The organism is Eubacterium barkeri (assembly GCF_900107125.1).
GTDB classification, from domain to species: Bacteria; Bacillota; Clostridia; order Eubacteriales; family Eubacteriaceae; genus Eubacterium_O; species Eubacterium_O barkeri.
Genome location: NZ_FNOU01000019.1, coordinates 20,533 through 39,170, shown reverse-complemented (window position 1 = coordinate 39,170; position 18,638 = coordinate 20,533). Strand labels below are relative to the sequence as shown.

The window sequence follows — 18,638 nt, the reverse complement described above, 5'->3', positions numbered from 1 at the left end:
TTGGAGCCACTACGCTGTTTCAGGGTAGTGGTTTTTTTCGCCCTGGGGCACCTTTGGGAGTTACCTTTCTTCGGGTCCTGTGATATAATAGAAAAAAACCTCACAGGAAAGGCGAACTGACCTGGAAGGAAAGGAGATTTTATAATGAAGAAGGTAATATCGGCGATTTGCACCCTGGCTTTGGCTGTACTGGTATTTGCAGGGTGTTCGGCTGCGTCAGAGCCCCAGACCGTTAAGATTGCGGCACTGTCTGGCCCCACAGGAATCGGCATGTCACAGATGATTGTGGAAGGGGTGAACCTAGGAGATAAGGTCACCGCAGAATTTACGGTGTCCACGGCTCCGGACCAGGTGGTAGCCAGTGTCATCAATGGGGATTATCAGATTGCATCGGTGCCCACCAACGCTGCAGCAACCATTTATAATAAAACAGAGGGCTCCATTGTATTAGGTGCCGTCAATACCCTGGGTACCCTGTCTATTCTGGCAGACAAGGGAGAAGGCATTGGGAGTATAGCGGATTTGAAGGGCAAAACCAGCGTAGCTACCGGACAGGGATCGACACCGGAGTATGTTCTGAATTATTTGTTGACTAAAAATGGCTTGACCCCAGGTCAGGATGTTACCATTGAGTGGTTGGGTGAGCATGCAGAAGCGGCGGCTAAGCTGGCAAATGGAGAAGCGACCATTGCAATGCTGCCCCAGCCCTTTGCCACAGCGACTTTAGCAAAAAATGCCAAGCTGGCAAATGCCCTGGATTTAACCAAGGCCTGGGAGGATGCCACGGGGAGTAAGTTAGAAATGGGCTGTATCGTGGTCAACAAGGAATGGGCCGAGAAGAATCAGAAGGTGTTTAAGCAATTCATGGAAGCCTATCAGAAATCCGTGGACACCATTAACACTGCCGATGAAAAGGCTGGACAATTGGTGGTGGATGCGGGCATTATGGAAAGTGCAGCTTTAGCACAAAAGGCCATACCCAATTGTGCCATTACACTCATTGCGCCAGGGGATGCCAAGGAAGATCTGCAAACCTACTACCAGGCTTTAGCTTCCTATGATGCAAAATCCATCGGCGGGAAGGTGCCGGATGAAGCGTTTTACAGTATCAGCTACTAAACAGAAAAAAACACTGCCATGGCTTCGTGCTTTGGCAGTGCTTTTTTGGATAGTTCTTTGGCAATGGGGTTCCATGGTGGTGGGGAGCGATTTGATTCTTCCCACCCCGATATCTACCCTTCAGGCCCTGAGGACCATCGTTTTGGAACAGAAATTTTGGTGGGATGTGGGATGGACTCTTTTGCGGGTCTTTGGTGGCATCGCCATTTCGATATTGGTGGGCTATGTTTTGGGGGTTATCTGTGGGCTTTGGCAGGGTGTGTACTGTTTAGTGAAGCCCGTAGCCACCATTCTTCGGACCCTTCCCATCGTTTCGGTGATTATCCTCATTAATCTCTGGGTTAAATCGGGGTGGGTCCCCCTGGTTGTCTCTTTTATGGTGTGCTTTCCCATTGTGTGGACGAATGTTGTTGAGGGGATCTGGAATACGGACCTTAAGCTTTTGGAGATGGCCCAGGTCTTCGGGGTATCAACATCCCGGGTGGTGAGGGGAATTTATCTCCCCTCGGTCCATCCTTATCTTCGGGCAGCGGTGATGAATGCCATCGGTATGGGATGGAAGGCGACGGTTACGGCAGAGGTGCTGGCTAATGCCCTGCCTTCGGTGGGAATAGAGCTGTATTATTCAAAAATTTATTTGGAAACTCCGACACTTTTTGCATGGACCCTGGTCCTCGTGGCGGCCAGCTTTGCTATTGAAGGTGGCGTCCGCTTAGTCCTTAGAGGACGGGAGGTGTAAATGGATATTGAATTGAAGGATATTAACGTGGCCTATGATGGTCACCAGGTGCTGAATCATTTTTCAGCTGTTTTTCCCCAGGGGGCGGTCACTGGAATTTGTGGGCCTTCTGGGGTTGGAAAAACAACCCTGCTGCGGCTGTTGGCCCATCTCATTACTCCGGATTCCGGAGAAGTATTGGGACTGCCCGGGGAAAACAGAATTGCCTGCGTCTTTCAGGAAAACCGCTTATTGCCATGGTATGATATACGCCAGAATATTGCCTTCGTGCTGGAGTCTTCCGAAGAACACTCCCGGATTGAGGGGATTCTTAAAATGGTGGGTTTATCAGATGTAGGGGATAAGCGGCCAGATACCTTAAGCGGTGGGATGAAGAAGCGGGTGGCCCTGGCCAGGGCTTTCTGTAAATCCGCTGATCTCCTGCTTTTAGACGAGCCCTTTACAGGGCTGGACCAGGCATTAAAGGGCCAAATCATGGAGGATTTTCTAAATCTTTGGCAAAGGGACCGGCGCACGACGGTTTTGGTAAGCCATGATGCGGCAGAACTGGAATGCCTGTGTACAAACCGAATTGATTTGTCCGTTATTGGAAGTGATGAAGCGGATTGGATAAAAGAAAGTGAGACATAAAATGGGACTTTTAGAAGAGACACGAGAACGGTTTGGAAGCGATCATTTTGCAACAGAGGCGGCCCAGGTGGAAATCATCGGGGTGGAGGAGGGTTGGGCGAAGTGTCGGATGACCCTTCGTCCGGTCCATCTTAATGCCAATGGAGGCGTCATGGGTGGTGCGGTTTTTACCCTGGCAGACTTTGCCTTTGCGGTGGCCTCCAATACAGGGAGCACCCATACTGTTACGGTGGATAGCCACATGAGCTTTTTAAATGCGGTAAAAGGGACGGCCCTCTACGCAGAAACCTTTTGCGAAAAAGCGGGCCGTCGGATGTGTACCTATCGTGTGGCCATAACAGACGATTTAGGTACTAACGTTGCGGTGGCCATTATTTCCGGGATGCGGCTTTAAAAGCGGTTTCTAAAAATTTTTTCTGGATTAAACGGGTCAGTTGTGTTATACTCTCAAATTGGTGTCTGCTGTAAGAAGACAGATTACAGATAAATTTTTGAGGGAGTTATTTTTTATGGAAAAACGGAGTTCTTTTTCGAGTAAGCTCGGATTTATCATGGCGGCAGCTGGGTCGTCTGTGGGACTGGGGAATATTTGGCGCTTTCCCTATTTGGCTGCAAAATATGGCGGCGGTATTTTTTTGCTTTTTTATATTTTATTTGTGGTAACCCTGGGTTTTACCATTATGGCGGCAGAACTGGCCATTGGACGCCACACCCGGTTGAGCCCATCGAAGGCATATGGCGCCCTTAAGCCTGGATGGAATATTATTGGGATCATCGGAATGCTGGTTGCATTTTTGATTTTTCCCTACTATAGTGTCATTGGCGGATGGGTTATTAAGTATACGGCTGATTTTGTAATGGGGGCAGGCCCGCTGACTGCGGCAGATGATTATTTTTCCAGCTATATTGCCCAGCCGATTATGCCGATTTTACTTCAAATTCTATTTGTGGTGATTACGGCAGTCATTGTTGTTCGGGGAGTAAAAGAGGGGATTGAAAAGACCAGTAAGATCCTGATGCCAATTCTTATTGTACTCTCTGTAATCATTGCAGTTTACTCAGTGTGTCAGCCTGGCGCTTGGGAAGGGGTAAAATATTATCTCTGTCCAAATATGCAGAATTTCAGCTTTCAAGGCGTTCTAGGTGCTATGGGACAGATGTTCTACTCCCTATCCCTGGCCATGGGGATTATGATTACCTACGGATCGTACATGAAGAAGGATGATCCCATGGAAAGTGCGGTTAAACAGGTAGAGCTCTTTGACTTCGGGATTGCCTTTTTAGCCGGCTTTATGGTTATTCCGGCAGTCTTTGCCTTTTCTGGGGGAAATCCAGATGCGCTGAATAAAGGGGCGGGGCTGATGTTTGTTACATTGCCTAAGGTATTTGAAAGTATGGGAATGGGATCTCTAATGGGGGCACTGTTCTTTGTGCTGGTCCTCTTTGCCGCACTGACCTCTTCAATTTCTTTGCTGGAGGCTGTGGTTGCCTCGGTTCGCGATGGCTTTGGATGGAGCCGAAATAAAGCGGTGCTGATTGTTTCGGGAATGGCGATTGTCCTGGGAATTCCCTCCTCTTTAAGCTTTGGTCTGTGGAGTAATGTAACCCTCCTTGGGATGGGCTTCTTTGACTTCTTTGATTTTATTACCAATTCCGTGCTAATGCCTGTGGGGGCCATTCTGACCTGTATTTTTGTTGGGCATCTCATCGATACAAAAGTTATTGTGGATGAAATTGATGGCGGCTCAGGTTTTAAACGGAAGAAGATGTTTGTGGTGATGATTAAATATATTGCCCCCATCTGTATTGTTGCTATTTTAATTAGCTCAATTTTAGAGGGAATGGGTATTATTGTTTATTAACAGTGAGAGACGGCGATGAGCCGTCTCTTTTTTATGCATTAACCACGCTGTTATTCTTCCTCAAAGCCACAGAGCGTTTCGTCCTTTTCCATATTATGGTACAAGCGGAAGTTCTGACCGGTGAGGGTGTAAAGGGATAGGATGCTTGCAAGGGGGGCAGACTCTGGGAAAAGTGTGGGCAGGCGGTTAGGATTGTCAGATAACAGGCTGGGCTTGAAGACTTTCGTATGGTCATTTTCAAAAATGGCGCAGTACAGCATGTTGCTTTCCACCAAATCCTGGAACATATGGCTGCCGTAGGACAGCTCTGGCTGATAGCCTGCAGCGGAATAGGCGACTTCACAGATGACAGAAAACTCAGAAATATCGGCAAAGACCACAGGGACACCCAGTTCTGGGGAGGAGGTGCCAATGCGGCCCGGGACGATGAGCATCATTTGAAGACCCTGATTTTTGTAGTAGGTGTTGATTTCTCCAATAAGATTGGCAATTTTAGGTTTCTTTGCGTATTCGTAATCGTAGTATGCCTTGGGATCGACAACGACTAAAATATCCATATTCTCGGTTCTGGTGCTGCCCATACTGGTGCCCTGGATGTGAAAATACGTGTTTCCTGGATGAAGCATGGGGATATGGCAGACCCCGCCGCTTTCGCAAACCTGGAGGGGACGGCATTGGAGTAGATTGATGACGAACTCTCCCTCCTTTCCCACATTAATGGTGTACTCAATATCGACAGGATAATCATACTCTTTTTCCAGGGTGTCCAGTATACTCCCCATCATTTCGGTGAAATCGGTATTTTTGACGAGGCCCTGGCAGGAGATATAATAAACTTTACGATATTCTCCCCGTTCCCTAAACATGCGTTCGGCGTCGGTATCCCGTTCCAAAAGGGTTTTAACCAGATCCTCCGGCAATTGGGGCAAAAGGGATTCTAAGCGAATGGCCTCTAGGGAGACGGACTCTGTATCCAGTACGTCAATCTGGTGTTGGGAAAAGCGATGACGTTCAGCAGAGGTGGCACCGAGACGAACCAGAGGATCGCTGAGGCTTAAAAGCCTGGGATAATCCCCTTCGGTTCGATCCACGGCACGGGTGCCCAGGCCCATAACAAGGCGCAGCATTCCTGCGGAAATATCCATCCCCGGGGTGAAACGATAGGTACTGGTGGAATAACCGACCCCTGCGGCGGAGGGCATGAAGAGCTTGTCGAGCCAGGAGCCGGATACCCGTTGAACTAAGAGGGCCATTTGCTCATCCTGTCCGTCAAGGTCCCGACGCTTACGATATTCCAATGCCGATGGGTTCATGGTGCTGGCATAGACAATGCGAACGGCATCTTCAAAGGCCGCCAGGCGGGTATCCAAATCTCCGGTGTTGACACAGAAGACGGATTCGTATTTGCCGGCAAAGGCATTGCCAAAGCCATCTTCTAGAATAGAGCTGGATCGAACGATAATAGGGGTCTGGCCAAAGTATTCTAGCATTCTCCGGAATTTTTCCCGGATATCCTCGGCAAAGCACCCATGTCTCAGGGCATGGGCCAAATCCTCGGCAATGGAGAAATATTCCTGGGGGGTCCGTTGGCGCAGTCGGAGATTCCAGCAGTCATTTTGGACGATATAGGAATAAAAAACATCGGAGCCGATATAGAAAGAATCGTGGGGTTCTAAATTTGTGCGCCACTGGGGCAGGTGTTTTTCCACGAGCTTCCGTGCAAGGAGCATGCCACAGGCCTTACCGCCAATCATTCCGGTACCGATCATCCGGCTGCGGATAGAGAAAAAATCTTTTGGGGTGAAGTGCTTTAGGATGAGGGCCTGCATCTGGGGGTCTCTCGTCATCATGGTTTGGCAGATAGTGGTCTGATGGGCGTCGTTTAGCAGGCCATTATCGTACTGTAGTTTGGCAAGGGTAAAGAATCGATCCCAGCTATCTAAATCCTGGGTTTCGCTCGATGCGCCATCACGATCCAGCAAGGTGTAAAAGCGGCTGATACGGACGCCGTCTGTGAGGGCGGTAAAGGTATTGGTGGCGGCATCGTAGGCATGGGGGAGGAACATTGAGGGTGAGTAGCGCTGCCAGACTTTCAGGGGATGGACGTAGCACGTATGATCGTCGGCATAGACATCCAACAGGATCTGGGTGGTTTCCCGGATTCGGGCGATGGCATCAAAGGAGTGCCGACCCCTGAGGATGGGAAAGTATGCCACTGTATCCAGTTTGAATAAAAATGGACAGGTTAAGCGGAAGAAATTACTCATCATAAGGTCTGTGGACCAGGCGACTTGGAGTTCAGAAAGGCAGTCGAAAATATAAAAGGTTTCAGGACCCTCACGCTCAATGATGTTATGGATCTCCACGGTGAAGGTTTCAAAATAATGGGAAAGCCGCAGGGTGTAAATCTTGAGACCTGGCTGGGGTAACAATAGTGGCTCGTGGGAGGCAAAACGAATATAAACCATATTGCGCCCATCGGTGATGGCTTGCCTGGCAAAGGGGAGCGCAAAAATTTTAAAATGATCCAGGGCCTCTACCTGCCACACTACATTATCGCCCAAACGGATATGGTCAAAGGCTCTATCCATTTCTGGAAGGCCGGAGTCAATACGATCGAAGGCTGCCATGGGGTTCTCCTTTGTTTTAGCTTCTGTTTTATGTGTTATTTGAATTTAAATAGGATAACATATTATAATATAAGTAATATTAATAAAGGAGGATGTAATGAGAAAAAGCGTTCTTTGGGGAATCTTTATCGTGATTATCGTCGGGATTACCGGATGTACCCAGGCTGGAGATCATGATTTCAGCCGTCAGTCAGCAGAGCTTTCAAATCAAATTGCAGAGGATTATGATCAGGCCCAGGCGCTGGGCAGCTCCCTGGGGTTGGATGCTTATTTGCGCTCTGGGAATACGGGGAATTTAGAAGGGGTATCCCGCCAGGTATTGGATTATCAGGCGGCTCACCCAGAATATCGGAGTTTGACGCTAAAGGAATCCCAGGGAACGGTTCTGTGGTCCACCAATACCAGACGTATTGGCTCCAGGGAGGATCAAACCTTTACCTTTACCCGTCTAAGTGGGCATCTCATGACCTTTGCAGGATTAGAGGAACAGCAGGGTGAACCAGTTATGCGGGTATTGAACCGATCCATGGATTTTGAGCCCATGGCTTTTTATGGTTTGTGGGAGGTGGAGGTTCTTCTGTCGGATTTTGATTGTGCAGCCCAGGCTGTGGCTCAGCAGGGACAGATAGTTTATTTGCTGGGCAATCACAATGACGCCCTTCGGTGGCTGCCAAATGGACAGAAGGAGTGGCTGGCGGCGACGGCTGCGCCGGCCCCCATTGCGGCCCTTGGAAAAACCCTGTCCAGTACCTATCTTAAAGAAGAGACTGGCAACTGCGGGTATTGGGAGGGCCTTCGATATCACGAGGCTAGCTATGCGGCTGTTCCGAATGTGGGCTGGGCGGTTGTGGTAACGGACGAGTAATTTTGGGAGACGTTTTTTATTAGAAAGCACATCATTCGGCGGAGGACAATGCAGATAACATTTGAATTTCAAAGGAATCTTTGGTACACTATTTATAAATGAACCCTGAAAGGGGCATTGGAATCATCAGGCGTGGGAGGCTAGAATGCGCAAGGAAATATTATCAGCACAGAGGATCGTGATCAAAATGGGGACGACCTGCGTTACCCACCCCGACGGAAAGCTTAATCTTCGGAAGCTGGATCATCTGGCGCGGGTTCTGACCGATTTGGTCAGCAGCGGGAAGCAGATTGTTTTAGTTTCTTCTGGAGCCATTGGCTGTGGGATGAACCGCCTGGGGATGGAACAGCGACCAGTTAAGTTAGAAGAAAAGCAGGTGGCGGCTTCTGTAGGTCAGGGCCTTTTGATGGAAATTTATCATAAGTTTTTTGATGATTACCATCAAAATATTGGGCAGATCCTTCTGACGAAGGATGTCTTTCAAAATGAAATCAAGCGGACTAATGCTGAAAATACCTTTACGGCACTCATGGGACGGGGGATTATTCCCATTGTTAATGAGAATGACTGTGTGTCCACGGATGAAATCCAGGAGGAGTGCTTTGGGGATAATGATATTCTTTCAGCTATGACCGCAAGCTTGGTGAACGCGGACCTGCTGGTTATTCTATCGGATGTGGCTGGGCTGTATGATTGTAATCCAGCCAAGCATGAGGATGCCAGGTTGGTACCGGTGGTTGAGCAAATTGATACGGCTGTTATCAAAAGTGCCGGTTGCTCCACCTCCGGACTCGGAACAGGTGGGATGGTGACGAAAATTGGCGCCGCCCGGTATGCTACAGAGCGTGGAATCCATACGATCATCGCATCGGGTGAGGATGTCCGAGGTCTTTATGAGATTTTAGATGGCCGGGAAATTGGAACGATTTTTCTTAAAAAAGAAAGTGTAGAAGGAGAATAATTATGGATAATGAATGTATCTTTAAAAAGATTATGCTGACCTTAGGCACCATTGTTGCGGGTGTGGCCACTGGCTTTGGTGTGGCTTATTTAGTTGAAAAGCGTCGGGAAGAGGCGGTGGGCGGAAAACTGATGCGGGTTAATTACCGCTTCACCAAGGATTTTGATGACTAAAAAGGTCTTTATCTTTAGTGCATCGACCGGGGCGGGGCATAATTTGGCGGCCCGTTCCCTGGCAGAGGCACTGCAAGGGCGGGGGTATGATGCCCAGGTTTACGATGCTTTTAAAGAAAGCAGTGCCGCTTTGAACCGTATAGTGACCAAGGGATACAAGCAATTGGTGGAAATCGCGCCCAAGCTTTACGAACAAATGTACCATCAGTTCAACAAGATGACCCCTTTCCAGCAGAATATCTTTAAGGTCATGTCCAAGGTGATGAACCCTGAAATTGTCCCGCTTATTGAAAAAGAGAGGCCGGATCTTATTATTTCGACCCATCCCTTTGTTACAAATATGCTGGGGACCTTAAAGGCCCATGGTGCCTTTAATCAGCCGGTTCTTTCCTTTGTGACAGATTATAAAATTCACAGTGTCTACCTGCACCCCATGATTGATGCTTACGTGGTGGGGAGCGAATATACCAAGCAAACCATGGTGGAGCGGGGCGTTAGCCCGGATATCATCTATCCCTTTGGCATTCCCATTCGTACCGAATTTATGGATGCTCCCTCTGCTGGGTCGGAAAAAGGGGACCCGGCAGTCCGGGGGACTATAATGGTTATGGGGGGAAGCATGGGGGCCCGTCAAATGGAAAAAGCCTTTGTTTCCCTGATGAAGACCAAGGAGAAGATTCGGATTATCGTGGTTTGTGGGAATAATGCCAAGGTTGAACGGGATATCCGTTTTCTGGCGAAGGTGTACGAACCAGCAGATAAGGTGGTTGAGATCCATGGCTTTGTCCAGAATGTGTCGCAACTTATGGATCAGTCCGAGGCCATTATCACAAAGCCCGGGGGACTTACCAGTACAGAGGCCATGGTTAAGGGCATTCCCATGATTATTCCATACTATTATCCAGGTCAGGAAGAGGAGAATACCGACTTTCTGGTGGACAGTGGCATGGCGATCAAGGTGGATAAGGTCAAGGATTTAACCTCTTTAGTGGATTTTCTCATTGAGAATAGTTACATCATCCGGGAAATGTCCGCCAATATGACCGAGGAGGCCCGGCGACACTCCATGGAAAAGACCCTGGATCTCTGTCGCCAATTAATGGATTGATGGTGAAAAATACTTTACACCCCCCTGTGGATGTGGTATGATACTGACGTTGCCAATTCCTGGTTTTCCGACACTCCGACGGTTTACTATGACTTGGCAGAAAATTAAGAATTAAGGAGAATCATTATGATCACAAAAGAACAAAAAGAACAGATTGTCGCCGATTATGGCACCCACGAAGGGGACACCGGTTCCCCGGAAGTGCAAATCGCTCTTCTGACCGCTCGCATTAACGATTTGAACGAACATTTCGCAGTGCACAAAAAGGACCATCACTCCAGAAGAGGTCTTCTGAAGATGGTTGGACAGCGTCGTAACCTGCTGGGCTACCTTAAGAAGAAAGACATCACCCGTTATCGTGAACTCATTGCACGTTTAGGCTTGAGAAAATAATAACACACTGATAAGGCGGAGCTATTCCGCCTTTCTGTCATTTTTGCAAAGACCTATGGCGATGCCCAACAGACGGATGTTTTAACTGTTCGCGGTTTATGTCTACCTGCTGGTGGGTATAAACGACGGACAGAACGCAATGTCTACCGGGCATCGGTCCTCTGCGAAAGCATCGGACCTTTCATCATAAAGGAGTTATGATATGAGAAGATTTGAAATGGAGTTGGCCGGCAGACCGCTGGTCGTTGAAGTTGGCCAGGTGGCCCAGCTGGCAAAGGGATCGGCCATCCTTCGGTATGGCGAAACCACCATCCTGGCGGTGGCCGGTGCTTCTAAAAAACCACGGGAGGGGATGGATTTCTTCCCCCTGAGTGTAGACTATGAAGAAAAACAATATGCTGTCGGTAAAATCCCTGGAGGATTTTTAAAGCGGGAAGGCCGACCTTCAGAAAAGGCAATCTTAAATTCCCGTTTGATCGATCGCCCCATCCGTCCTTTATTCCCCAAGGGATTCCGAAATGATGTCCAGGTGGTTACCACCGTCATGGCAGTGGAACAGGATAATGCTCCGGAAATCGTTGCAATGATCGGTTCCTCCGTGGCACTGTCCATTTCGGACATGCCCTTTGCCGGACCAACGGGTTCAGTCGCTGTCGGCTTAGTCGATGGTGAACTGGTGTTAAACCCAACACAAGCCCAGCGTGAAGTCAGCGACCTCAGTCTTATTGTCGCTGGAACCAAGGACGCCGTCATGATGGTGGAAGCGGGTGCAAACGAGGTTTCTGAAGAAACCATGTTAGAAGCCATCCTCTTTGCCCACGATGAGATCAAAAAAATCGTGGCCTTTATTGAAGGAATTGTGGCAGAAGTGGGTGTCCCTAAAGCAGAGTACAAGCTGTATCTTCCAACAGAAGAACTCACTGCAGAAATCGAAGCCTATGTGGGAAGCCGGATGCATGATGCCGTTCAGACTGCCGATAAGGATGAACGTCTTTCTGCCATGAATGGACTCATTGACGAAGCCATGGCGCACTTTACGGAATTATACCCTGATGCTGGTGCAGACATTGATACCGTGCTTAACGGGATGAAGAAGAAAGAAGTCCGTGGACTGATCTTAAATGATCGGATCCGTCCGGATAATCGAAAGATGGAAGAAGTACGTCCCATCAGTGCCCTCATTGATTTTGTCCCCCGGGTCCATGGCTCTGGCCTCTTTACCCGTGGTGAAACCCAGGTGCTCTCCATCGCGACCCTTGGGGTACTCCGGGATGCTCAGATGATTGATGGGCTGGGAACCGAAACCGAAAAACGCTATATGCATCAATATAATTTCCCAAGCTACAGTGTGGGGGAAACCCGCCCCATGCGAGGTCCGGGCCGTCGTGAAATTGGCCATGGTGCCCTGGCAGAGCGTGCTCTGCTGCCCATGGTTCCTTCCGAGGAAGAATTCCCCTATGCCATCCGTGTGGTGTCCGAGGTATTAAGTTCCAATGGCTCTACCTCCCAGGCCAGTGTCTGTGGGAGCTCCCTGGCCCTTATGGCTGCTGGTGTCCCCCTGAAAAAGCCGGTGGCAGGCTGCGCCATGGGCCTCATTAAAGAAGATGAGAAGCTGGCTATCCTAACGGATATCCAGGGAATGGAAGACTTCTTAGGGGATATGGACTTTAAAGTGGCCGGAACTGCCGATGGGATTACCGCCATTCAGATGGATATCAAAATTCACGGCATCGACCGTGAAATCCTGACCCAAGCCCTGGCTCAGGCTAAGGACGGTCGGATGCACATTTTAGGCATTATGAACGATACCATTGCAGAACCCCGGGAAGAGCTGTCTCCCTACGCACCGAGAATTATCACCATGCACATCAAGCCCGACAAGATTCGTGAGGTCATTGGGAGTGGCGGTAAGGTGATCAACGGCATCATCGATGAAACCGGTGTGAAGATTGATATTGAGGATGATGGAACCATCTATATCGCATCCGAGGATGGCGAAGCTGCAAAGCGTGCCATCGATATGATTAACGATATCGTCCGGGAGGTTGAAGTCGGGGAAGTGGTGGACGGAACCGTCGTCCGGATCATGAACTTTGGTGCCTTTGTGTCCATTCCAGGAGGAAAGGATGGCCTTATCCATATTTCCAAGCTGGAACATCACCGGGTGGAAAAAGTTGAGGATTCGGTAAAGCTGGGGGATAAGGTGACGGTAAAGGTGATCGAAATTGATGACCAGGGCCGAATCAATCTGTCCCGAAAGGCTTGCCTGCCTAAGGAAAACTAAGGAACACCGGTTATAATAATGGAAACCTGTGTTGTAAAAATTTATAATGGGTCAAAAAACCCACTGCCGAGGGTACAGTCCCAGGGGGCGGCTGGCGTGGATTTACACGCAGATTTAGCTGAGCCCCTGGTGCTTGAGCCCCATAAGGTATACGCTGTGCCCACCGGTATCCGTATTGAGCTCCCCTTAGGCTATGAGGCCCAGGTCCGGGCTCGAAGCGGCCTGGCTTTAAAGCACGGGATTACCCTGGTTAACGGCATTGGCACCATTGATTCCGATTACCGGGGAGAGATTGCGGTAATTGTGATGAACCTGTTGGATACGCCCTTCACCATTACCCCCGGAGACCGCATCGCTCAGATGGTGGTGACCCGGGTCAGCCTGCCGGAGTTTGTTGTGGTGGAATCACCTGAGGCTCTAGAGGCTACACAGCGCGGTGACGGCGGATTCGGACACAGTGGCGTGTAAAGGAGCAAGGGTACCCTGTGTACCCTTCAAAGCGCAGACAAAGTGGTGTAGAGTGGTCAGGGAGAGGATAAAAAAGATTCACCCCGGACCCCAGGCGCTGATGAACAAAGGGAAAACCCTCAGTCATCAGTGCGCAAAACCTTCGGTTTTGATCGGGTTTAAGGCGGGTTTGCTTTCTTAATTTGATGAAAGCCCAAAACACCAGCCCGCAGGGGCGCCGGGGTTCTCGTATTTTTATCCGCTCCCAGACCTGGGTTTGTCAACAGTCTGAAGGGTACCCTGTGTACCCTTTTTTAATAGGATTTGAGGTGATAAAAATGGCAGCTCGCAAAAAAACGACTGCAAGAACCAGTACGAAAAAGAAAACACGGCCATCGGCTAAGGCACAATCGAAAAAAACTTTGCACCCCGATCGGAAGCGACAGATTTGGGGGGCAGTGGTTGTTCTGTTTTCCATCTACAGTGCCTATGCCTTTAGCACCGCTACCCCGAATATTGTGGATAAAATCATTGGGAAGGGTTTTGTTACCTTTATGTTTGGCAATGTCTCGATGATGGTAGCTATTTATGGCGTGGTCTGTGGTATTTTGCTGTTTACAGATAAAATGCGTTACTACCGCAAGACTGTCCTGATTGTCTTTTTGATGCTCATGAATTTCATGATTGGATTCAGCCTGAATATGCCAAAGCTTCTTGATAATAGCATGGTGGACCTCTTTTCCCTGGCAACATTGGGAGGTTACGGAGGGATTATCGGAAACGTTTTTGCTTTCCTGTTTACTACCATTATGGGACGGGTGCTGACTTTTATCCTGATTATCATTCTTTTCTTTATCGAAGCATTTCTTATTTTTAAGATCAATTATCCCCAGGCCTATGGGGCGCTTAAGGAGAAGGGGTTTGGTATGGATAAAATCAAAGAGAAGGCAGCAGAGGTCAAAGAAGCGAAAGAGCTGCGGGATAAGCGTAAAGAGGCTGAAGAACGCCGACTCCTGGAGGAACAGGAGCTCATTGACGAAGACTATGACGACCTGTTCCATCGTGGGGAAACCGGGGAGATCTCCGTGGATACCCAGTATTTGGATATTGGAGATGTAATGGAAGCCCTTGATCCAGAGGAGGCGGCGGCTGTCCAGGCGGAACGTCAGGCCAGAAAGCAGCGTGTAGCCAGTAACGCCCCGGTGGACCAGGCTCCAGAGAATGTTACCATTGGCAGTGGCTTTGAAACCATCGATCCCGACGCACCGGTGGAAGAATATCAGATCCCTGATGTGGCACTGCTTAATCCCCCTTTACGACGGGGAGGCGATAAAAAAACAGATGTGAAAAAAAAAGCCCGTCAGATTGAGGAAACCCTGAAAAGCTTTGGGGTTGCGGCAAAAATCGTCGGTGCGGATGTAGGTCCTTCCATTACCCGTTTCGAGGTTCAGCCGGACCCAGGGGTCAAGGTGAATAAAATCGTTAACCTAAGCGATGACTTGGCCTTAAACCTGGCCACTTCAGACATTCGCATCGAAGCCCCCATTCCAGGGAAGGCTGCGGTGGGGATTGAGGTGCCCAATGCTGAAAGCGAAATCGTCGGGCTTCGGGAAATAATCGAAGCCCCGGGCTTTGCGCGGACCAAGGCAACCCTGCCCTTTGCCCTGGGGAAAACTTTGTCGGGGCAAAAAATCATTGGGGATATCAGTAAGATGCCCCATATGCTCATTGCCGGGGCCACGGGTTCAGGGAAGAGCGTGTGCATCAATACCATTATCATCAGCCTGCTTTACAAGCTGACCCCTGATGAATTGCGGTTTATCATGATTGACCCCAAGATGGTGGAGCTGAATCAATACAATAATATTCCCCACCTGCTCATCCCGGTGGTTACAGACCCTAAGAAAGCGGCCTATGCCCTCAATTGGGGGATCAAGGAGATGACGGACCGCTATCAGCTCTTTAAAGATGCTGGGGTTCGGGATATTGATGGATACAATGAAAAGATGCTGGCAGCTGGAGAAAAGAAGCTGCCCCGAATCATCATTGTGGTGGATGAATTGGCGGATTTAATGATGACTTCTCCCAAGGAGGTTGAAAATGCCATCTGCCGCATTGCCCAGCTTGCCCGGGCCTGTGGAATTCATCTCATCATCGCAACCCAGAGACCATCGGTGGATGTTATCACCGGGCTCATTAAAGCGAATATTCCCTCTCGAATTGCATTCTCTGTGGCTTCTAATACCGATAGTCGGACTATTTTAGATATGGCCGGGGCCGAGAAGCTTTTGGGTAAGGGGGATATGCTCTATTTCCCGGTGGGTAAATCCAAGCCCCTGCGAGTCCAATGTACCTATGTCTCTGATGCAGAAATCAATCGGGTCATCGGAGCCATTGAGGGGGCGTCAGCCCCCACCTTTAACGCCCATATTGAAGACGTCATTGCGGGGTATAGTGAGAAGCCGGATGATACGGAAGAAACGGAGGATGCCCTATTCCCCCAGGCCGTGGAGCTGGCCTTTACCTACAATCAGATTTCGACTTCCATGGTTCAGAGAAAGCTGAAGGTGGGCTATGCCAGGGCTGGACGTATTGTGGATGAGCTAGAACAAAAGGGTGTGATTTCAGGACCAAATGGCAGTAAGCCCCGGACCCTGCTCACCACCCGAGAGGAGTATTATCATGCCTAAACCCACCCAATCGGTCTATATAGAGACCCTGGGCTGTGACAAAAATACTGTGGACAGTCAAACCATGCTGGCCACCCTAAGGGGTGCCCGATATACCGTAGCGAAGGGTCCAGAGGATGCGGATATTATCATTATCAATACCTGCTGCTTCATCGAAGCCGCCAAGGCAGAGTCCATCGATCGGATTTTCGAGTATTTACCCTATAAAACGGAGGGGAAATGTGGTATCTTTGTAGTGGCAGGGTGTATGGCCCAGCGCTATGCTCAGGAACTGAAGGCAGAGCTGCCGGAAGTGGACTTCTATTTAGGGGTTAATAATCTGGAGGATCTCCTTTCTCTTATTGATGGGGGCCGCCAGACGGATACCTTGATTGAAGAAGAGACGAAAACCTATAAAGAAGCGGTGGTCGAACGCCGGGTTGAAGATGGCGATGTGACGGCTTATCTAAAAATAAGCGAGGGCTGCGATAAGCATTGTACCTATTGCGCCATTCCAAGGATTCGGGGTCATTACCGCAGCCGCCGCCCCGAGGCGATCTTGTCTGAGGCTAAAAACCTGCGGGACCAGGGGATAGAAGAGCTCATCCTCATTGCCCAGGACCTTACCCAATATGGCAATGATTTAGAAGATGGGGTCACACTGGCCACATTGCTCAAGGAATTAGCAGAGGCAGTGGACTTCAAATGGATTCGCCTGCTCTATCTTTATCCAGAGGGCATCAATGGGGAGCTTTTGGAGGTGGTACGCACCCATCATAATATTTGTCACTATTTTGATATGCCAATCCAGCATACAGAGGACAGTGTGCTGAAGCGAATGGGCCGCCAAATCAATCGACAGACTATTTTTGAGAAGGTGGCCATGATTCGTCAGGCCCTCCCAGATGTGGTTTTACGGACGACCATCATCACGGGCTTTCCCGGGGAAACCGAGGAAGATTTTGAGGCGATGTTATCGGCTTTATCAGAATTGCGCTTTGAACGCCTGGGCGCTTTTGCCTATTCCATGGAAGAGGGGACGCCAGCCGCTGAAATGGCGGACCAATTACCTGGGGATGTGAAGGAAGCCCGAAAACGCCGGGTTTATGAGCAGCAGGAAGATATCACGGCCCTTAAAAACCAGGAATTGGTGGGAAAAAATATCGAGGTGCTAGTGGAAGAAACCGATGGGGACGGGGTATTCTATGGCCGGACCTATGGTGATGCGCCAGAAATTGATTGTGGTGTCATCATTGAGGATGCCGATTTGGTGTGCGGTACCTTTTATCCGGTGTCTGTTACCAATTCCATTGGCTACGACGTGATTGGAAGCATTCGTCGGTGAGTATTTTAAAGGAGAGAGAAAATGAATTTACCCAATAAGATTACCATGGCCCGGATTATTATGATTCCTTTTTTTGTCATTGCGATGGCGGTGGATTTTCCATTCCATGAACCCATCGCCTTAGTCCTGTTCGTCGTGGCGGCGGCTTCGGATGCCTTGGATGGCCATTTGGCAAGAAGCCGAAATCTGGTAACGGATTTTGGCAAGTTTATGGACCCCTTGGCGGATAAGCTGTTGGTGTGTTCAGCTTTTATTTGTCTGGTGGAGCTGCACCTCATGCCAGCTTGGGTGGTCATCGTCATCATCGCCCGGGAATTTGCCATTACGGGTCTTAGAACCCTGGCTGCCTCGGATGGGGTGGTGATTGCCGCCAGCAAATGGGGAAAGGCCAAAACCATGTCCCAGATGATTGCCATCGTAGCACTGCTACTGTATAATTGGCCAGTATGCCAGATTCCCGCTCTGAATATTTTTGGGACGGTGATGATTTATGTGGCCCTGGTGCTGACTTTGATTTCAGGGATTGATTATTTCAGACTCAATAAGGGTGTGATCAAGTCTTATTAAAGGACCAAAATTCGAAAGTCGGAAAACACGACCTTCGGATTTTGGATCGATGAAGAGGGCCCTGTTTCAGGGTCCTCTTTTTAAGAAGAAGGAGAATTGATGATTGCGATTTTATCACCAGCTAAAAATATGCGGGAGATTGATTGGCCGGGGAAGACCAGGAGGCCAACTTTTGCCAGGGAGTCGGCGGTTCTCCTTGAGGCCCTCCGGCAGCTGATGCCCTGGGAGTTGGAAAAGCTGATGAAGGTAAGCAGCAGCCTGGGAGAGAAGGCCCATTATGCCTTCGCTCATATGGATTTGTCCGAACCGGGGACGCCGGCTATAACCACCTATGACGGGTTGGTTTTTAAGCATTTTGATGCGGATAGCCTTACACCCAAGGGGTGGGAAGTGGCGGAGGCATCCCTTCGGATTCTTTCTGGTTTTTACGGTGTTCTCAGACCTCAGGACGGTATCATGCCCTACCGGCTGGAAATGGGAACAAAGCTTTCGGTGGGAGAACATCAGGATTTGTACGCCTTTTGGGGACAGTCCCTCCATGACGCATTGTATGCCCAGACCGACACAATTATCAACCTGGCCTCGGAGGAGTATGCTAAAACGATCCGACGGTACCTTGTCCCAGAAGAGCATTTTATTGATATAGAATTTAAAATAATTAAGGCTGGAAAGATGCAAACTATCACGACATATGCTAAAATGGCTAGGGGGAGAATGGCACGTTTTATTGTGGAGAATCCAGGGATTGAACCAGAGAATTTAAAAGTTTTTGATGCCCTGGGCTTTCGTTACGACGCCAGCCATTCGACCAATCAAAAAATGGTTTTTATTCAAGGATAAGAAATT

Annotated in this window: 17 protein-coding genes; 16 read left to right on the top strand and 1 reads right to left on the bottom strand. The window is 49.2% G+C overall.

What is annotated here, in order from left to right:
• The first annotated feature begins 144 nt into the window (after positions 1-144).
• From BLU30_RS10865 to BLU30_RS10845, 5 genes are all read left to right on the top strand, one after another.
• Positions 145-1,119 (top strand): ABC transporter substrate-binding protein, encoded by a 975-nt coding sequence (locus tag BLU30_RS10865; protein WP_090246320.1) that lies wholly within the window; start codon positions 145-147, stop codon positions 1,117-1,119.
• Positions 1,091-1,858: an ABC transporter permease gene (locus BLU30_RS10860; RefSeq protein ID WP_090246319.1), complete on the top strand. Its 768-nt coding sequence runs from the start codon at positions 1,091-1,093 to the stop codon at positions 1,856-1,858. Before BLU30_RS10865 ends, BLU30_RS10860 begins: the two co-directional genes overlap by 29 nt.
• Positions 1,859-2,488, top strand: a complete 630-nt coding sequence (locus BLU30_RS10855) for an ABC transporter ATP-binding protein (protein ID WP_090246317.1) — start codon at positions 1,859-1,861, stop codon at positions 2,486-2,488.
• Between the two features lies 1 nt (position 2,489).
• Entirely contained in the window at positions 2,490-2,882 is a 393-nt protein-coding gene (locus tag BLU30_RS10850) for a PaaI family thioesterase (RefSeq protein ID WP_090246316.1), read from the top strand.
• A 115-nt stretch (positions 2,883-2,997) separates the two neighbouring features.
• A complete protein-coding gene (locus BLU30_RS10845; protein ID WP_090246314.1) occupies positions 2,998-4,350 on the top strand; it encodes a sodium-dependent transporter in 1,353 nt (450 codons plus the stop codon).
• A gap of 50 nt (positions 4,351-4,400) precedes the next feature.
• On the opposite strand, the gene BLU30_RS10840 is transcribed toward BLU30_RS10845, so the two are convergent.
• Positions 4,401-6,980 (bottom strand): PEP/pyruvate-binding domain-containing protein, encoded by a 2,580-nt coding sequence (locus BLU30_RS10840; RefSeq protein ID WP_090246312.1) that lies wholly within the window; start codon positions 6,978-6,980, stop codon positions 4,401-4,403.
• A gap of 97 nt (positions 6,981-7,077) precedes the next feature.
• Between BLU30_RS10840 and BLU30_RS10835 the strand changes: the two genes are divergently transcribed.
• The 11 genes from BLU30_RS10835 to yaaA all read left to right on the top strand — a co-directional run bounded on the left by BLU30_RS10835 (position 7,078) and on the right by yaaA (position 18,632).
• Positions 7,078-7,845 carry a hypothetical protein gene (locus BLU30_RS10835; RefSeq protein ID WP_090246311.1) on the top strand — a complete coding sequence of 256 codons (768 nt, stop codon included), beginning with the start codon at positions 7,078-7,080 and terminating at the stop codon, positions 7,843-7,845.
• 145 nt (positions 7,846-7,990) lie between these two features.
• Positions 7,991-8,806, top strand: coding sequence for a glutamate 5-kinase (gene proB, locus BLU30_RS10830; RefSeq protein ID WP_090246309.1), 816 nt, complete (start codon positions 7,991-7,993; stop codon positions 8,804-8,806).
• Between the two features lie 2 nt (positions 8,807-8,808).
• Complete coding sequence (locus BLU30_RS10825) at positions 8,809-8,979, top strand: stress-responsive transcriptional regulator PspC (RefSeq protein ID WP_242873572.1); 171 nt, start codon at positions 8,809-8,811, stop codon at positions 8,977-8,979.
• Positions 8,972-10,087, top strand: a complete 1,116-nt coding sequence (locus tag BLU30_RS10820) for an MGDG synthase family glycosyltransferase (RefSeq protein ID WP_090246308.1) — start codon at positions 8,972-8,974, stop codon at positions 10,085-10,087. The genes BLU30_RS10825 and BLU30_RS10820 overlap by 8 nt, the downstream gene beginning before the upstream one ends.
• Before the next feature lie 126 nt (positions 10,088-10,213).
• Positions 10,214-10,480: a 30S ribosomal protein S15 gene (gene rpsO / locus BLU30_RS10815; RefSeq protein WP_090246307.1), complete on the top strand. Its 267-nt coding sequence runs from the start codon at positions 10,214-10,216 to the stop codon at positions 10,478-10,480.
• Positions 10,481-10,682: 202 nt separating this feature from the next.
• On the top strand, positions 10,683-12,764 hold the full coding sequence (locus BLU30_RS10810; RefSeq protein ID WP_090246305.1) for a polyribonucleotide nucleotidyltransferase: 2,082 nt from the start codon (positions 10,683-10,685) through the stop codon (positions 12,762-12,764).
• Between the two features lie 18 nt (positions 12,765-12,782).
• Positions 12,783-13,232 (top strand): dUTP diphosphatase, encoded by a 450-nt coding sequence (gene dut / locus BLU30_RS10805; protein WP_090246303.1) that lies wholly within the window; start codon positions 12,783-12,785, stop codon positions 13,230-13,232.
• Between the two features lie 317 nt (positions 13,233-13,549).
• Positions 13,550-15,901, top strand: coding sequence for a DNA translocase FtsK (locus BLU30_RS10800; RefSeq protein WP_176770915.1), 2,352 nt, complete (start codon positions 13,550-13,552; stop codon positions 15,899-15,901).
• Complete coding sequence (gene rimO / locus BLU30_RS10795) at positions 15,894-17,225, top strand: 30S ribosomal protein S12 methylthiotransferase RimO (RefSeq protein ID WP_090246300.1); 1,332 nt, start codon at positions 15,894-15,896, stop codon at positions 17,223-17,225. Before BLU30_RS10800 ends, rimO begins: the two co-directional genes overlap by 8 nt.
• 21 nt (positions 17,226-17,246) lie before the next feature.
• Complete coding sequence (gene pgsA / locus BLU30_RS10790; RefSeq protein WP_090246298.1) at positions 17,247-17,792, top strand: CDP-diacylglycerol--glycerol-3-phosphate 3-phosphatidyltransferase; 546 nt, start codon at positions 17,247-17,249, stop codon at positions 17,790-17,792.
• Positions 17,793-17,891: 99 nt separating this feature from the next.
• Positions 17,892-18,632 (top strand): peroxide stress protein YaaA, encoded by a 741-nt coding sequence (gene yaaA / locus BLU30_RS10785; RefSeq protein WP_090246297.1) that lies wholly within the window; start codon positions 17,892-17,894, stop codon positions 18,630-18,632.
• The last annotated feature ends 6 nt before the right edge of the window (positions 18,633-18,638 follow it).

What these genes read in the sequence shown, in the direction of transcription:
- BLU30_RS10865 (WP_090246320.1), top strand. Translation starts at nt 145, where the DNA reads ATGAAGAAGGTAATATCGGCGATTTGCACCCTGGCTTTGGCTGTACTG.
- BLU30_RS10860 (WP_090246319.1), top strand. Translation starts at nt 1,091, where the DNA reads ATGAAGCGTTTTACAGTATCAGCTACTAAACAGAAAAAAACACTGCCA.
- BLU30_RS10855 (WP_090246317.1), top strand. Translation starts at nt 1,859, where the DNA reads ATGGATATTGAATTGAAGGATATTAACGTGGCCTATGATGGTCACCAG.
- BLU30_RS10850 (WP_090246316.1), top strand. Translation starts at nt 2,490, where the DNA reads ATGGGACTTTTAGAAGAGACACGAGAACGGTTTGGAAGCGATCATTTT.
- BLU30_RS10845 (WP_090246314.1), top strand. Translation starts at nt 2,998, where the DNA reads ATGGAAAAACGGAGTTCTTTTTCGAGTAAGCTCGGATTTATCATGGCG.
- BLU30_RS10840 (WP_090246312.1), bottom strand. Translation starts at nt 6,980, where the DNA reads ATGGCAGCCTTCGATCGTATTGACTCCGGCCTTCCAGAAATGGATAGA.
- BLU30_RS10835 (WP_090246311.1), top strand. Translation starts at nt 7,078, where the DNA reads ATGAGAAAAAGCGTTCTTTGGGGAATCTTTATCGTGATTATCGTCGGG.
- proB (WP_090246309.1), top strand. Translation starts at nt 7,991, where the DNA reads ATGCGCAAGGAAATATTATCAGCACAGAGGATCGTGATCAAAATGGGG.
- BLU30_RS10825 (WP_242873572.1), top strand. Translation starts at nt 8,809, where the DNA reads ATGGATAATGAATGTATCTTTAAAAAGATTATGCTGACCTTAGGCACC.
- BLU30_RS10820 (WP_090246308.1), top strand. Translation starts at nt 8,972, where the DNA reads ATGACTAAAAAGGTCTTTATCTTTAGTGCATCGACCGGGGCGGGGCAT.
- rpsO (WP_090246307.1), top strand. Translation starts at nt 10,214, where the DNA reads ATGATCACAAAAGAACAAAAAGAACAGATTGTCGCCGATTATGGCACC.
- BLU30_RS10810 (WP_090246305.1), top strand. Translation starts at nt 10,683, where the DNA reads ATGAGAAGATTTGAAATGGAGTTGGCCGGCAGACCGCTGGTCGTTGAA.
- dut (WP_090246303.1), top strand. Translation starts at nt 12,783, where the DNA reads ATGGAAACCTGTGTTGTAAAAATTTATAATGGGTCAAAAAACCCACTG.
- BLU30_RS10800 (WP_176770915.1), top strand. Translation starts at nt 13,550, where the DNA reads ATGGCAGCTCGCAAAAAAACGACTGCAAGAACCAGTACGAAAAAGAAA.
- rimO (WP_090246300.1), top strand. Translation starts at nt 15,894, where the DNA reads ATGCCTAAACCCACCCAATCGGTCTATATAGAGACCCTGGGCTGTGAC.
- pgsA (WP_090246298.1), top strand. Translation starts at nt 17,247, where the DNA reads ATGAATTTACCCAATAAGATTACCATGGCCCGGATTATTATGATTCCT.
- yaaA (WP_090246297.1), top strand. Translation starts at nt 17,892, where the DNA reads ATGATTGCGATTTTATCACCAGCTAAAAATATGCGGGAGATTGATTGG.